The organism is Sphingobacterium sp. UBA2610, from assembly GCF_002339225.1.
Taxonomy (GTDB): Bacteria; Bacteroidota; Bacteroidia; order Sphingobacteriales; family Sphingobacteriaceae; genus Sphingobacterium; species Sphingobacterium multivorum.
Map to the genome: position 1 here is coordinate 367,515 of NZ_DDKA01000019.1, position 16,191 is coordinate 383,705.

Below are 16,191 nucleotides of genomic sequence, written 5' to 3' on the forward strand. Positions count from 1 at the left end.
CATTTCTCCGTAGAACGAATTTGCTCATTTTCCTTATTATTTAATCCTTACATGACAAAACTGTTTGTTTTGCACTTCCTTTCGCTCGATGCTACTGGGCGAGTCATTCGGGATTCAGTGGAACGAAGGTTTCCGCAACATCCTATCAACTTCGTCCCGCAACCACGGTAAGTCCACAGTGAGTCCACGTTGAGTCCACCTTTTTAAGTACATTCAATGCGGGAGCACCATGGTCGCCATATGTTCGCACCCCGAACTTATCCCCTCGTTGTGCATAGCATAAAGCTAAAAAGGCTACAGTAGTTCGACCAGATTTTCAAAGGCCATACCCCTTGACGCTTTCAATAAGACCGTGCTGTCCACAATAGGATTTTCGCTGATTGCCTGTTTTGCTTCGGCAGTAGTTTCATAAAACGCTCCACCCTCATACCGATGTGCGAAAAATTCTTTTCCTACAAAAATTTTGCGATCTGCAGGAATAGCTCTTACGTTCTCGACAATTTTTTTATGTTCTTCAAATGATTCTGTCCCCAATTCAAACATATCACCCAATACAATAGCCTTCTTATCCGCTTCAATAATCCGAATATTATCCAATGCAGCAGCCATGCTTGTTGCATTTGCATTATAATAATCGCAGATTAGCGTATTTTGGGCAGTTTTCATAACCTGCGAACGATTGTTCGTAGGGGTATATCCTTCAATACCCCGATTGATTGACGCAGAAGAAACGCCAAAATGCAAACCTACTGCAATAGCTGCAAGAAAGTTTTCGGTATTATAAGATCCTGTTAAGTGGGTATCGACAACATGAGATTCGGTCGTACCTTTCTTGTGCCATTCAATTTGCAAGAGGGGATTTGCCCTAAGAAGCTTTCCAATCACATCATTACCTTCAGAAAAACCATAAGTGACAATGTTGGCTATCTTGCGGGCGGAAGCCATCTCTTTAAGATGTGGGTTATCTGCCTGCAAAAATAATATCCCTTGATGGTCCTGCAGCCAATCGTACAGCTCGCCCTTGGTTTTCTTTACTCCTTCAAAAGATCCAAAACCTTCTAGATGTGCTTTGCCAACGTTAGAAATCAAACCATGTGTCGGTTCGGCAATCCCACACAAAAAAGCAATTTCTTCCAAATGATTTGCCCCCATTTCGATGATTGCTAGCTCAACAGAATTATCTATGGCCAATAATGTCAATGGAACACCAATATGATTATTCAAATTTCCTTTTGTTGCATAGGCCTTGTATTTCTGCGAAACAACAGCGTACAACAATTCCTTTGTCGTGGTTTTTCCATTGGTTCCCGTCACTCCAATAACTGGAATATCCAATTGCTGTCTGTGGTAATTCGCTAGTTGCTGTAATGTTTTTAAAACATTATCAACAAGAATATACGCTTCTCCTTTTCGGTAGGTCTCGTCATCAATAACAACATATTTAGCACCCATTTCAAGCGCTTTCTCGGCGAAAGTATTCCCATTGAAATTGGCCCCTTTTAAGGCGAAAAATAGACTATCTTTTTCAATTTTACGTGTATCTGTTGTAATATTCGGATACTGTTTATAAATCTGATAAAGTGATTGGATATCCATGTTGAGCAATTTGTTGAACAAACTTAGAGAAATTGCTTTTTATATGCAATACAATTACGCTTTAGCAGATCATATTATTCGGGACTTATTCAAAATTTCAAGCAATCTGCGATAGCGAAAACGTGCTTAGAAAACGTAGAAAATGCGGTATAACCCGATTGCCTTAAACGCTACCGATAACGTTTGCGCATTTATTTTATTGAATTTCCTTTAAGTATGACCTGAATATTGGTAATTTCATTGACCATTTAAACAGTTTGGGAAATTCAGGCGACCGTACTTTCACCCCTTTTTGCATTTTTTATGTCCGATTACTTCAGCAATAAAAAGTTTGACAAGCAAAAGAGGATAGAAAACAGATGAACCTACAAATCAATACATTGTATGAAAACTTTTTTAGACGACAACTTTTTATTGAACACAAAAACGGCTGAAGAGCTGTACTATAATTATTTAAAACATCTGCCGATTATTGATTACCATAATCACCTAATCCCGGAACAGATTGCAAATAATGTCAAGTTTGATAATATTAGTCAGGTTTGGTTACATGGTGATCATTACAAATGGAGGGCCATGCGTGCCAACGGTGTCAACGAACATTATGTGACCGGAGACGCTTCAGATGAAGAAAAATTCATCAAATGGGCAGAAACTGTCCCCTATACCTTACGTAATCCACTACACCATTGGACGCACCTTGAATTACAACGCTATTTTGGCATAACAGATGTATTGTCTCCAAAAACCGCGGCCAAGATCTATGCAGATACCAGTGCTTTACTGCAACAAGATAGTCATTCTGTCCGCGGACTACTCAAGATGATGCATGTTGAAGTCGTTTGCACAACAGACGACCCAATCGATAGTCTGGAATTTCATCAGCAGTTTGCGAAAGAGCGTGAATCATTTAAAATGCTTCCGGCATTTCGTCCGGATAAAGCAATGAATTGCGATGACCTGCCTGCATTGAACCAATACATCAATAAGCTTGAAGAAGTCAGCAATATGCAGATAAGCAGTTTAAGCGACTACCTCAAGGCCTTGAAAGCAAGGCACGACTTCTTTGCGACCAACGGCTGTAAAGTCTCAGATCATGGTTTGGAACAGATCTATGCTGAAGATTACACCGAAACTGAAATCGCATTCATCTTTGATAAAATTCGTGCAGGCAAAGAAATAACTTTTGATGAGAGCCTGAAGTTTAAATCGGCCATGTTAGTCTATTTTGCAGAATGGGATCATGAAAAAGGCTGGGTGCAACAATACCATTTGGGCGCTTTACGTAACAATAACTCCCGCATGCATCGCTTGATCGGTCCTGATACAGGCTGGGACTCCATTGGGGATTTTAGTCAGGGACGTGCATTATCAAAGTTTTTGAATAAATTAGATAACCAAGATAAGCTAACCAAGACAATTATCTATAATCTCAATCCAGCCGACAATGAACTTATTGCGACAATGATTGGGAATTTCAATGATGGTTCTATCAAAGGAAAAATTCAGTTTGGTTCAGCTTGGTGGTTTTTGGACCAAAAAGACGGCATGACAAAACAGATTAATACCTTGTCGAATATGGGCTTGTTAAGTCGTCTTGTAGGCATGTTGACCGATTCCAGAAGTTTTCTTTCTTTTCCAAGACATGAATACTTCAGAAGATTGGTCTGTGACATCTTTGGACAGGACATCGAAAAAGGAGAAATACCAAATGATATCGAATGGGTCGGGAAAATCATACAGGATATCAGCTACAATAACGCAAAAGAATATTTTGAATTTTAATAAATGAACATGCAGGGTAAAGTTTTAAGCTTTGGGGAATTGCTGTTACGGATCTGTCCGGATATTGAAGACAATTGGATTGAACAGCACCAATTGCCTTTCTACGTTGGAGGAGCAGAATTAAATGTCGCTACAGCTTTGGCCCTATGGAACGTGCCATCATCCTACTTATCTGCGATACCGCAAAATGCCATTTGTGAAGGTATAGATGTCTATTTGAAACGTAGAAACATAGACACATCGGCGATGCAATGGGGCGGAGAGCGCTTGGGCATTTACTATCTCCCCAAAGGTAAAGATCTTAAAAATGCGGGGGTTATCTACGATCGCGCCAATTCATCTTTTGCAAGCCTCAAAGTCGGCAGTATTGATTGGGACAAAGCCTTGAAGGATGTGAAATGGTTTCACTTTTCGGCAATTTGCCCAGCAATTAGCCAGGATATTGCAGACCTCTGTCTTGAAGCTGTGCAAAAAGCACAGGAAAAAGGAATTTTTGTGTCCTTAGACCTTAACTACCGATCGAAGCTTTGGAAATATGGTAAAACACCGAAAGAGGTTATGCCTCGGATTGCCAAGTACTGCAATTTAATTATGGGCAATATATGGGCCGCGCATCAGATGCTGGGCACGCCGCTTGACGAACAATTCTTAACAAACACGTCAGGATACACCGAAGAAGAGTTACTCGCGCAAGCAGATCGAACCAGCCGAGAAATCATTGCTTCCAACCCCATGTGCCAGTATGTCGCCAATACCTTCCGTTTTGACCACCATACCAAAGGGATAGAATACTACAGCACATTATTTGATAAAGACCGTTTGATCAAATCCACAACCTATATAGCGGAAGAGATTTTGGATAAAGTAGGAAGTGGCGACTGCTTTATGGCGGGTCTGATTTATGGATTGTATTCCAACCTTTCGCCGCAGGAGACGCTAGAATTTGCAACAAGCGCGGCATTCGATAAACTATTTATCGCCAGCGATGCAACAACAAGTACAGTGGACGATATTAAAAAGAGATTAACAACATGAATTTAAAAGAGATTGTATTAAATAAAATTATCGAACAAGGAACACTTCCTTTATTCTTCCATCATGATCAGGAAGAAAGTATCGATATTCTACGAACATTATACCGAGCGGGTGTACGCGTTTTTGAATTTACAAATCGTGGCCCCGAGGCGTTGGCTGTTTTTGAGCGCCTTGTTGCAACGAGGGACCTTGAGATGCCAGACCTCTACTTGGGTATTGGCACCATCAAATCGGTGGACGATGCACAACAGTTTCTCCAGGCCGGTGCTGATTTTATTGTGGCACCCTTAGTGAATCCTTTGGTTGGCTCGCTTGTACATGAGCACCATAAGTTGTGGATTCCGGGCTGCATGACACCGACCGAAATCTACACGGCTCAACAGCAACAGGCCGCATTGATAAAATTATTCCCTGCAAATATTTTGGGACCAGCATTTATGTCATCTATTCGGGATCTTTTTAAAGGTCAGAACTTTATACCAACGGGGGGTGTAGACATCGAAATAGAAAATCTAAAAGCATGGTTCAGGTCAGGTGTATGTGCGGTAGGTATGGGCAGTAAACTGATTGATCCAAAGGACACCAGCAATTTATTCGAAAATACACAAAAAGCACTTGATCTTGTCTCAAAAGCACGTTAAAAACAATAAGATTGCTTGTATGCCTTCCACGAGCATCGTAAAAGGAAGGCATACAGCGTTCATTATTCGTCATTTGAAGCGATAGGTTCAAGAAAAATAAACAATTAAACCCATTATGATTAATACAGAGAAAAAGGGTAATTACCGTTGGGTAATCTGTGCCCTCCTATTTTTTGCTACCACAATCAATTACTTGGATCGCCAGGTATTATCCTTAACCTGGAAAGATTTTATCAGCCCTGAATTCCACTGGACAAATACGGACTATGGAAATATTACCGCTTTATTTTCTATTTTTTACGCCATCAGCATGCTTTTCGCGGGACGTTTTGTCGATTGGATGGATACAAAAAAAGGTTTTCTATGGGCGATTGCTATTTGGTCCATTGGCGCCATATTACATGCTTTTTGTGGTATTGCAACCTCAGGAATTGTCGCTGGCGAGTGGTTTGTTGGATTTGAGGGTGCAAAAGAAGCTATTTCTCATGTGAACAATGTCGGTTTAATCATCAGCGTTAGTGTAAACTTATTTATTTTCGCCCGGTTTGTATTGGCTGTCGGTGAAGCTGGAAATTTCCCAGCTGCCATTAAAGCGACCGCAGAGTATTTTCCAAAGAAAGATCGTGCATTGTCCACCAGTATTTTCAATTCAGGGGCAACCATAGGAGCATTGGCTGCTCCATTGACCATTCCGGTCATCGCAGCACACTGGGGCTGGGAGATGTCTTTCATCATAATAGGAGCCCTTGGGTTTGTCTGGATGGGTTTCTGGATCTTTCTTTATAAAAAACCGCACGAGAATCCAAAAGTAAATGCGGCTGAATTGGCTTACATTCACCAAGATGACCATGAACACCAAACGGAGCATTCTGCCTTAACAAAACAGCCCAAAACCACCATAGCAGAATGCCTCAAGTACAAGCAAACCTGGGCCTTTGTCTTCGGAAAATTCATGACCGACGGCGTCTGGTGGTTCTTCTTATTCTGGATGCCAGCCTATCTATCAGCCGTTTACGACATAAAGTCTTCTGATACAGAAGGGCAATTGGCCATATTTGTTTTATATGCGATCACCATGCTGTCAATTTACGGCGGCTGGTTGCCGACGTATTTTGTGGAGAAAAAGGGAATGAATGCCTATGAAGGTCGAATGAAAGCTATGTTGCTGTTTGCTTTCGTCCCATTAGTCGTACTCTTTGCACAACCCTTGGGGCATATTTCCTATTGGATACCCGTTATTTTAATTGGTTTTGCAGGTGCGGCACATCAATCGTGGTCGGCCAATATTTTTTCCACTATTGGCGATTCTTTTCCAAAACGCGCCATTGCCACTGTTACAGGAATCGGCGGGCTTGCGGGCGGTGTAGGAGCCTTTATTATCAATAAAACTTCGGGCTGGCTATTCGACTATGCCAAAGAGACTCAACTTGTCTTTATGGGTTTCAAGGGAGAAGAAGCGGGATATTTTATTATTTTTTCGTTCTGTTCAATCGCATATTTAATTGCATGGATTGTAATGAAAACACTAGTACCTAAACTTATTTTAATAAAAAATTAACAAATATTGTAATATTTACAGTATATTAGCAATATCTTTATAAATATCAATCTAAACCACTTTTAAAAACAATGAGCTTAAACTTAGAAGGTATCTTCTACGAGGAGAAAGACATTCCCACAGAATTTACGCTAGACGAACAGGTCGATCAAAGAGAGTTCCTTTCCAATGGAGAAATGATTTCTTGGACGGGTCAAGTAAACGAAGTATTTTCACCTATCTGTGTAAAGACTAAGGACGGCTTGAAACGTAAGCGCATCGGTAGTTTCCCTGTTTGTACTGAAAAAGAGTCCATGGAAGCCTTGGAAGCTGCTGTAAAAGCATACGACAATGGCCGTGGAGAATGGCCGACAATGAGCGTTGCCGATCGTATTACTTGTGTTGAAAATTTCACACAAAAGATGATTGCCAAGAAGGACATTGTTGTCAAGCTTATTATGTGGGAAATTGGCAAATCCTATGCTGACTCTGTTAAGGAGTTTGACCGTACGGTAGAGTATATCTACGCAACGATCGACGCATTGAAAGATATTGACCGCGATTCTTCCCGTTTTCAGATCGAACAAGGTATTATAGCCCAAATCAGAAGATCTCCACTAGGAGTTGTTTTATGTATGGGACCATTCAACTATCCATTGAATGAAACCTTCACAACGTTGATCCCTGCTTTGATCATGGGGAACACGATGTTGTTCAAACCACCTAAACATGGTACATTATTACATTACCCTTTATTAGAGGCTTTCAAAACAAGCTTCCCGAAAGGCGTTGTCAATACAATTTATGGTCGTGGAAACAAGATCGTTCCAAGTCTTATGCAGTCTGGAAAGATCAATGTGTTGACGTTGATCGGTTCAAGCCGTGTTGCTGACGAACTTAAGAAATTACATCCTAAAGTTAACCGTCTACGCGCAATTCTTGGTCTTGACGCAAAAAATGCGGCAATCATCACGAAGGATGCCGATTTAAATCTTGCTGTTTCTGAAACCGTACTGGGTTCTCTTTCATTCAATGGCCAACGCTGTACCGCACTTAAAATTATCTATGTACACCGCAGCTTGGCACAAGAGTTCCTAAAACGTCTTTCTGCGGAAGTTGCTAAATTAAAGTATGGTATGCCTTGGGAAAAAGGCGTGTCTTTGACACCTCTTCCAGAGGTTAACAAACCAGCTTATCTGACGGAATGTATCGAAGATGCAAAAGCGTATGGTGCAAAGGTGATTAACGAAAATGGTGGACAAGTAGCAGAATCTTTCTTCTACCCAGCGATCGTTTATCCGGTCAATTCTCAAATGAAACTTTACAGAGAGGAACAATTTGGTCCAGTTATCCCTGTTGTGCCATTTGATGACCTTGAGGAACCTATCGAGTACCTGATCGGCTCTTCGCATGGACAACAGGTCAGTATCTTTAGTAACAATGCGGCTGTTGTGTCGTCTTTAATCGATCCATTGGTCAATCAGGTAAGTCGTGTCAATATCAACTGCCAATGTCAACGTGGTCCAGATACCTTCCCTTTCACCGGAAGAAAAGATAGCGCTGAGGGAACATTATCCGTTGTGGATGCTTTGCGTTCATTCTCGATACGCTCCCTGGTCGCGGCAAAGTTCACCGAAGAAAACAAGAAATTGTTGAATGACATTGTTAGTGAAAATGAATCGAACTTTTTAAGTACCAAATACATTTTCTAATAGCATTGTCTATAAAAAAAAGCGACACCGCGGATGATCTAAAATCATCCTGCGGTGTCGCTTTTTTTAGAAAATTCGAGGGCCTATAGCGCTCTTTCTTTCTCCTCATTACTTGTATCTTTCTTACGATAGTTGTTTTTTAAATTTCCGAATTTATACGAATAGGTCAATCGAACCACGCGACGATCTTGGTATTGCCTGATACTGGAGTCAAAATCGCCGAAATTGGTTTTCAGATTCTGATTCCCTGTATTAAACAAGTCGCTCACCGCCAGCTTCAACGAACTACGTTGATCTTTAAATGTCTTGGTCGCTCCTACCTCCATATCCCAACGGGCCTTCATATCGTATACATTATAGTTGAACGGCGAGAAATACCTCAAATTGACATTAGCGGACAGACTTTTCGCCAGTTTTAAATTGTGCATCGATGTAGCCTGCAAAAGAAAGGAGGTCCTTTTCAGCGGATAACCACTCACCATGCCATCAAAGTTAAAGTGGATGCCTGTAATATTGTTATTCATGCTCCAAATCTTGGATACCGTAACCGGGATGTTCAGATTCAGATAAGCCGTCAAATTTTTACCTAAATTTTCACGTATAACCCACGTTTGTTTTAGCACCGAATCTTGCCCCATGCTCTCTACAATCGCATCCCGCACATCGTTAATACCCAATGTCACATTATAACGTTGCATCAAGGTATAGTTTAGGGTGAATTCATTGGAAAATTGCGGATTCAGGTAAGGATTACCACGTTCAAAGGTTAGTTTATCAATAAAATAATCAAAAGGATTCAACTGTCGGTAATTAGGACGCGTGATCTTCCTTGCGTAACCTAAGGAAAGGATATGATTCTCATGGAGTGTATACGTCAGATTTGCATTCGGAAAAAGTTTAAAGTAATTCCGTTTCACTTGCTTATTTAAGGTCAACGAGTTCCCGTCAGAAAATGTATATTCTCCCCTCGCGCCGACCTTCAGGCCCCATTTCCCTATGGTATTATTATAGTCTATATATCCAGCGGCGATCTGCTCCTTATACACAAAATGATTCGTACGCTTTTCATTATTAATCCAGGAATTGTTCAAAAAGTCTTCAAAGGTTAAATCGTTATCCGACGTAACGTTAGAATATTTAGCCCCCATCTCAAGCTTGGAGACCTTCGGTAGCGGTTGTTCATAATCCAGTTTGGCGACATAGATATCGATTCCGATAGGCATTCTACTGCGTTGGATCTCTTCGGGCGTAATCGCATTCATCTGACCATCAAAATATTGGTTATTATAACCTACGCGTTTGCTGCTTTTGAATTTACTCCAATCCAGGTCAAGGGTAAGTTTTCTGCCATTCGAATCAATTCTAAACTCATTGTTTAAATTAGCGGAGTAACGATCAAATAATTCTTTGAACTGCGATGTTGAAATCAAAAGCGAATCCAATGTTGTAAAAGACTTTCCTACATTGGTTTTACTATCGTTATCGTTGTATTCGATATTATTCGATCCATTAAACTGCACGGTTAAGGTGTTTCTGGCCGATGTCCTTTGCTCAACACCGAAGCGATAGGAATGGTTCTGTTCCTTTTCGTCCAATATCGACCTTTGTTTAAAATAGGTCTTTTCACCTTTATTCTGAATAACACGATCAAGCAGAAGCTTCCGGTGGCTTTTTTCATCCGAATACGCATACGATCCAAATACTGTCGTATTGTTCTTCTTATAGTTTAAGGATAAGGAGCTATTCCCTCTGAATTTTTCTCCCCTCCCTGCCGTCATGTTAAAGGTTCCGTTAAAACCTTCCATCCGATTTTTTTTGAGGACAATATTAATTGTACCCACTGCCCCCTCAGCGTCATCTTTTGCTGCACGCGTAGTAATCACTTCGACGGACTTAATCTGATTGCCATCCGTACTCTTCAAAAAATTCACCAACTGTTCACCGGACATATAGGTCTGCCGACCATCGATGGTCACGGATACACCAGATTGCCCCATCAACTGTAGGTTATTATTGTTATCTAAACTCACTCCAGGAGCCCGCTGTACAATATCTAAGGCATTATTCCCTGCGGCCAAAGGCGAATTTTCCACATTTAAAACCAGTTTACCAGGCTTGCTTTCAACCATCGGCCGCTTACCCTCTACGGCGACCTCTTGCAATTTTCGTGTATCCGTGTTCAGCAGGATCGCCGGGACCTTGTGGTCTGATTTACTGATATCAAAAACATTGCTCTTATTGGCGGTATACCCGACCATTTTCGCCTCGACATAATAACTTCCAGCTTGTATATCCGAAAATTGGTATTCTCCATTTTCATCAGTAACAACGGCTTTCAGAATGACAGTCGTCTTTGCCTTCATCAGATAAGCAGTTGCCGAGGCCAAAGGCACATTATTTTCTACATGTACTTTGCCTGTAACTTTCACTTGCGCATAGGCAAATGAAGTAATTAAAAAATTTAAGAGTAAGAGGTAAAAATATCTTTTCATTCGTTTATAAATAGGTGTAATAGCATTTACTTTTAATGGTATTAAATAGGCTTATAACACGAAGGTCAGTACTGATTTTCGATTGGTTATAGCGGTAATAATTTGTCTTCCGCCTGAAGGCGGAAGACTTGGTTTATGTTATTTCTTTTTTGTCTCTAGGGTAACACCATCTTTTTTGAGATTAATAATGGTATCCCGACGGATGACAACAGACGTATCATGTGCAACTACCTCATTCCTCTCGGTATCTGTTTCTTCACTGTCATCTGGCTTTTCGGGCGGCAAGGCACATTTCAACCCGAGTGATGTGACCACAAACTCGACGTCTTTTACATCATTTAAATCTTCCTTATAGCGATCTCTGCACTCGTAGAATGATATATCTCTTAATTTATCTTCCAGACGAGCATTAATGACCAATTTTGTGCCCACAGGCAGGAATAAAGTAATATTAACTTCTTGATCCCGATAAAGTTCGCCTTCATTCAATTGAAACGCGTTGTCAAATGTTAATGACGTACTATCTTGTCTCAACGCATAATTAATTTTACCCGCTCTGTCTGTTGCAACTTTATAGGAATTTCCTTTAGCCGAATACTCATAACGTACATATGGTTCTTGCAAAGAGTCAATACGCTCAATTCGAATACGGATATTACGCCTCAAATAGGTTGAAACGTTTTCATTTTTAATACCGATACCACTTCTCACACCATTTTTTAAGCGGATTACCCGAATATCATTTTCATTTAAGTAATAAACAGCCTGTTTTTGCAGTGGCTTCTCTTCAACAATCGTACTAGACTCTTTGAATTCCTTTGCTACCGATGTAGCGTAGTAGATGATACCGCCTATCGATGCCAACCAGACTAAAAACAAGGTGGTTGTCAAATAATTGTTCATTGGTTTTTTCTCGAAGAGAACACGGAGAAGCAAATAGAACAAGCCGGCGAAAGGGATAAAAATGGCCAAGAAACCCGCGATCAAAGCGAAAGGTACATCGCTCGGATTCATGAGGTAGAAAGGACCAGAATCGTCCATGACGTCAGGAATTACGTTCACAATAGCCAGTGCAAAGAAGATAAGTCCAATGATCAATCCGATGAGCGTTAACCCGACGATAATAACAAAGAATACGCCGATAACTTTCACAAAGACCTGCAATAATTTAGCAACACCATCTCCGGTGCGGTCCATTCCCCTCGAGAACGAGTCCCTTACCCCGCTCATTTCTTCATCAAAAGAACGTTTGAAGTTCTGAATATTCGGTGCTTCACCACGCATTTCCATCTTATCTGCACGGGTTACAGCGAGCGGCATTACGATCCATAGGATAACATAGACCAATACGCCCGATCCACCGATCACAACAAATAAAGCAAAGAGTAAGCGTACCCATTTCGCCTCAATACCAAAAAAGTGCCCCAATCCACTACATACTCCACTGAAAACTTTGTCATCGGGATCGCGCATCAGCTTCTTCCCTACTTTAAAATCATCTGCATTTGGCTGGCGCTGAAAAGACGCATAACCATCCTCAGACTCGAAATCGCTGACGCTCCCCATTTGCTCGATAACGGCATTAACATCGTCCATATTCAGAACTTCTTTGCTGCCAGCCTGAATCTTCTCGGTAAACATTTCAGAAATACGATTTTCGATGTCCTCCAAAATCTCCTTACTATCTTCCGATTGTCCAAAGTGCTTCTTTATATCAATCATGTAGGAGCGAAGCACCTCATAAGCATCCTCTTCAATATGGAAGACGATACTATTTATGTTGATAATTATTGTCTTATTCATCGTTATTATCTTTAACTGGTTTAGTTGAATCATTGTTTCTACCCACCAATGACGTGTTTACAGCAAACACGAGCTCATTCCAGGTAACATCTAGTCGCGAAAGGACTTCTAACCCTTCTTGGGTAATTTCATAATATTTTCTAGGCGGACCTGAAGTTGACTCCTTCCATATATAGCTTAACAGTCCATTGTTTTTTAGACGTGTTAGAAGCGGATATAAGGTTCCTTCCACAACCAATAATTGAGCTTTCTTCAGTTCGCTGATAATATCGGAGGCATAAATTTCTCCTCGAGAAATTATGGATAGGATACAATATTCAAGTATCCCCTTCCTCATTTGGATTTGTGTATTTTCAGCTATCATAACAATACAAAGATATATGTATTTTATGGTACCATGCAATACATAGTACCATATAAAACAAAACAATATAACTAAACAACTGATTTACAGTGAAATAATTTTTAAATAAATAATATTTTTATTTCTATCAGGAAATTTTTAGATATTTATCGCCATGATTAAAATCTTATTAGACTATAAGTGGTGTTTTATTTGGGCCATAATAGTTATTGTTTTATGCACCCTCCCGGGCAATAATTTTGATGCAGTTCCCGCCTATCCAGGTATGGATAAATTAGTCCATTGTGGGATGTTCTTTGTTTTCTGTACATTGCTATACAACGGTGTAATCCAGCAATTCCATGGGAAACCGACCCGTTGGCTTCCAATCTTTGTCGTTTCCATCCTTGGTTTTTTATTTGCAGGACTGACAGAGTTACTTCAGCTTTATATTTTTACGTATCGCAGCGGTGACTGGTGGGATTTATTTGCAGACAGCATCGGAATCGGCATGGCAGGATTTGCCTATCTCCTAAACTATGTCAACCGACGTCGCAAATAACGTGTTGAATTCGTTTTGACCTGGTCATTACTATTGAAGGCATGGCCTGCTCGTAATAGTGGTTACCGTAATTATTGAAATTCGCTTTATCCGGACGGAGAAGGGTATAAGTTATGGGATAGACTTTCGAACTAGGCTCTTGCCAGCGTAGCAACAGATACCCTGCAATCAACTGCATCTAAGAGTGTCAATGCTGCTGAAACAACCGTTGCTCCCGTGGTCAATACATCGTCAACCACAAGGATATGTACGTTAGCCGGCAACATAGTGCCTTTGTAATCGAAAATATCACTTACATTGTCGTACCGGTCGATCCGCCCCTTACCCGTTTGGCTCATTGTCGCTTTCTTCCTGACTAAAATATCTTCCCGCAAGGGGATTCCCATTGCTCTGGACAACCCTCTTCCGAAGTAAGTGGATTGGTTGTAGCCTCTTTTTCGGAATTTGCTACGGTGCAATGGCACAGGAACAATACAATTGATATCCTGATAGGCTTTTATTTTGATTAATTTTAAGCCGTATAGATAACCAAAATATTCTGCAAGAAAAGGTTGGTTATTGTATTTAATCTGATAAATGAGGCGCTCTACGCGACTATCCTTTTGCAATAATAAGAATGAACAGGCCTCTTCCACAGGAGCTTTCCCCCAGAGCTGTCTTGCGGTATCATTATCCGAATATTCGTGAAAGTTAGTATAAGGCAAATGGAAATCGCATGCTGTACAGACAAACTTTTCCTGATATTTTAGCACACAGCCGCAACAGCCACATTCCCTTGGAAAAAATATGGCTATAAAATCGCTAAAAACCTTATTTAATTCGGATTTCATCTGGTTAATTCCCTATTAAAGATAGGAACTATCCTTCAGATTATGCTTCGGATTCCTCTTTTTCCTTATCTTTAATTGCTAATTGTCCGCAGGCTGCATCGATATCTTTACCACGGCTACGTCTCACATTCGTGATGATACCTTGGCTTTTTAAATAATTTGCAAATACCTCGATTTTATCTGCTTCAGCGTTCAGGAAATCGGCCAGTGCGATAGGGTTGTATTCAATCAGGTTGACCTTACAAGGAACATGTTTACAGAACTTGGCCAGTTCTTTTGCATCCTCCAACTCATCATTGAAATTGTTAAAGACAATATATTCAAATGTAATTGGGCTCTTTGTTTTCGCATAAAAATATTTGAGTGCTTCTGCCAATGCTTTCAGTGAGTTCTGCTCATTGATAGGCATAATTTCATTCCGCTTTTTATCATTTGCCGCGTGCAAAGAAAGTGCTAGGTTAAAACGTACCTGATCATCACCCAATTTCTTAATCATTTTTGCGATACCCGCTGTGGACACCGTGATCCGCTTGGCGGCCATATTCAATCCATCTGGCGCTGTAATGCGCTCAACAGACTTCATCATATTGGCATAATTCAACAAGGGCTCGCCCATCCCCATATAAACGATATTTGTCAGTGGCTGCCCATAGTACTCTTCGGCTTGCTTGCTGATAAGAACGACTTGATCATAGATCTCATCGGCATTAAGGTTCCGTTTACGGTCCATATAACCTGTTGCACAGAACCTACAGGTTAAGCTACAGCCCACCTGTGAGCTGACACAAGCGGTCATTCGTTCCGGAGCAGGTATTAACACCCCTTCAATGATGTTGTTGTCATAGAGCCAAAAACTACTTTTAATTGTTTTATCTGAGCTGATCTGAGATTCTTTGACTGTAACTGCATTGATCGTAAAATTCGCTTTCAGCTTCTCACGAAGGGGCTTACTCAAATTACTCATCTGATCAAAATCTACGCAAGATTTCACCCAAATCCATTCATAAATCTGCTTCGCACGAAAGCCCTGCTCCCCCAACGCGGTAAGTTGATCTTTGATCTGATCCAAAGACAAACTCCTGATATCTATTATTTTACTTTTTTCAATCACGGTACAAAGATAAGAATAAATAAGTGACAAAAAATCCCGTTCTAAGAAATAGAACGGGACAACTGTTATGTATGTGTTTTAAAATAGGTAGGAGCGAGGTTCAATTAGCCATGAATGGCTTCTTTACTTCCGTACGACTGAATTAGCTTCCCTTCAAATTCCAACCACTCCTTCCAACGCTTTTCTACGTCGACGTCTACGGAATATTTGCGTGCAAAATTTAGAAATGTGGTGTAATGATTTGCCTCAGACACCATTAAATCATAGTAAAACTTCGCAAGATCTTTATCTTGAATATTTTGTGAAAGCACTCTAAAACGTTCGCAGCTACGGGCTTCAATCATCGCCGCGAATAATAAACGGTCAATAAAAGCCATATTTCTACTGCCATCTTTTTTAGAGAATTTCATCAATTGACCGACATAATCATCTTTCCGTTCACGACCCAAGGTATAGCCCCGTTCTTTGATGATATCAATAACCATCTTAAAATGTTCCATTTCTTCGATTGCGATTGCTGTCAGCTCATGCACCAAATCTTCGTGTTCTGAGTTGTTGGTAATTAAGGATATGGCATTTGAAGCAGCCTTTTGTTCACACCAGGCATGATCTGTCAAAATCTCTTCTAAATTTCCTTCTGCAATGTTTGCCCATCGCGGATCTGTCAACAACTTTAATCCAAGCATCTTACTCTCTAAAATGATTTACGACACAAAGGTAGCGAATATCTCAGCGTTAAAAAAA

General features: G+C 40.6%; 13 protein-coding genes. 6 read left to right on the top strand and 7 right to left on the bottom strand.

Annotated elements, in window-relative coordinates:
* Positions 1-294: 294 nt before the first annotated feature.
* On the bottom strand, positions 295-1,596 hold the full coding sequence (locus tag B4Z47_RS14245; RefSeq protein WP_070561473.1) for a UDP-N-acetylmuramoyl-tripeptide--D-alanyl-D-alanine ligase: 1,302 nt from the start codon (positions 1,594-1,596) through the stop codon (positions 295-297).
* A 384-nt stretch (positions 1,597-1,980) separates the two neighbouring features.
* Between B4Z47_RS14245 and uxaC the strand changes: the two genes are divergently transcribed.
* The 5 genes from uxaC to B4Z47_RS14270 all read left to right on the top strand — a co-directional run bounded on the left by uxaC (position 1,981) and on the right by B4Z47_RS14270 (position 8,306).
* The gene (gene uxaC / locus B4Z47_RS14250; protein ID WP_286727424.1) at positions 1,981-3,381 is read left to right on the top strand and encodes a glucuronate isomerase; all 1,401 of its coding nucleotides are present in this window, start codon (positions 1,981-1,983) and stop codon (positions 3,379-3,381) included.
* A 9-nt stretch (positions 3,382-3,390) separates the two neighbouring features.
* The gene (locus B4Z47_RS14255) at positions 3,391-4,416 is read left to right on the top strand and encodes a sugar kinase (RefSeq protein WP_236586150.1); all 1,026 of its coding nucleotides are present in this window, start codon (positions 3,391-3,393) and stop codon (positions 4,414-4,416) included.
* Positions 4,413-5,057 (top strand): bifunctional 4-hydroxy-2-oxoglutarate aldolase/2-dehydro-3-deoxy-phosphogluconate aldolase, encoded by a 645-nt coding sequence (locus B4Z47_RS14260; RefSeq protein ID WP_070561479.1) that lies wholly within the window; start codon positions 4,413-4,415, stop codon positions 5,055-5,057. Before B4Z47_RS14255 ends, B4Z47_RS14260 begins: the two co-directional genes overlap by 4 nt.
* Before the next feature lie 115 nt (positions 5,058-5,172).
* Complete coding sequence (locus tag B4Z47_RS14265) at positions 5,173-6,615, top strand: MFS transporter (protein WP_376745389.1); 1,443 nt, start codon at positions 5,173-5,175, stop codon at positions 6,613-6,615.
* Positions 6,616-6,686: 71 nt separating this feature from the next.
* Entirely contained in the window at positions 6,687-8,306 is a 1,620-nt protein-coding gene (locus B4Z47_RS14270) for an NADP-dependent glyceraldehyde-3-phosphate dehydrogenase (RefSeq protein WP_286727425.1), read from the top strand.
* Between the two features lie 83 nt (positions 8,307-8,389).
* Here the strand turns inward: B4Z47_RS14270 and B4Z47_RS14275 are convergent, their stop codons facing one another.
* The 3 genes from B4Z47_RS14275 to B4Z47_RS14285 all read right to left on the bottom strand — a co-directional run bounded on the left by B4Z47_RS14275 (position 8,390) and on the right by B4Z47_RS14285 (position 12,965).
* Positions 8,390-10,798, bottom strand: coding sequence for a TonB-dependent receptor (locus B4Z47_RS14275; protein WP_286727426.1), 2,409 nt, complete (start codon positions 10,796-10,798; stop codon positions 8,390-8,392).
* Positions 10,799-10,936: 138 nt separating this feature from the next.
* Positions 10,937-12,601, bottom strand: a complete 1,665-nt coding sequence (locus tag B4Z47_RS14280; RefSeq protein WP_286727427.1) for a PspC domain-containing protein — start codon at positions 12,599-12,601, stop codon at positions 10,937-10,939.
* The gene (locus B4Z47_RS14285; protein WP_046673104.1) at positions 12,594-12,965 is read right to left on the bottom strand and encodes a PadR family transcriptional regulator; all 372 of its coding nucleotides are present in this window, start codon (positions 12,963-12,965) and stop codon (positions 12,594-12,596) included. Before B4Z47_RS14285 ends, B4Z47_RS14280 begins: the two co-directional genes overlap by 8 nt.
* A 154-nt stretch (positions 12,966-13,119) precedes the next feature.
* Between B4Z47_RS14285 and B4Z47_RS14290 the strand changes: the two genes are divergently transcribed.
* The gene (locus B4Z47_RS14290; RefSeq protein ID WP_083295776.1) at positions 13,120-13,506 is read left to right on the top strand and encodes a VanZ family protein; all 387 of its coding nucleotides are present in this window, start codon (positions 13,120-13,122) and stop codon (positions 13,504-13,506) included.
* A gap of 131 nt (positions 13,507-13,637) precedes the next feature.
* Here B4Z47_RS14290 and B4Z47_RS14295 read toward each other — a convergent pair whose 3' ends face one another.
* The 3 genes from B4Z47_RS14295 to B4Z47_RS14305 form a co-directional block, all read right to left on the bottom strand.
* A complete protein-coding gene (locus B4Z47_RS14295) occupies positions 13,638-14,336 on the bottom strand; it encodes a ComF family protein (protein ID WP_115046362.1) in 699 nt (232 codons plus the stop codon).
* A gap of 40 nt (positions 14,337-14,376) precedes the next feature.
* Positions 14,377-15,477, bottom strand: a complete 1,101-nt coding sequence (gene rlmN / locus B4Z47_RS14300) for a 23S rRNA (adenine(2503)-C(2))-methyltransferase RlmN (RefSeq protein ID WP_376782373.1) — start codon at positions 15,475-15,477, stop codon at positions 14,377-14,379.
* 74 nt (positions 15,478-15,551) lie between these two features.
* Positions 15,552-16,133: a tRNA-(ms[2]io[6]A)-hydroxylase gene (locus B4Z47_RS14305; RefSeq protein WP_046673102.1), complete on the bottom strand. Its 582-nt coding sequence runs from the start codon at positions 16,131-16,133 to the stop codon at positions 15,552-15,554.
* Positions 16,134-16,191: the final 58 nt, after the last annotated feature.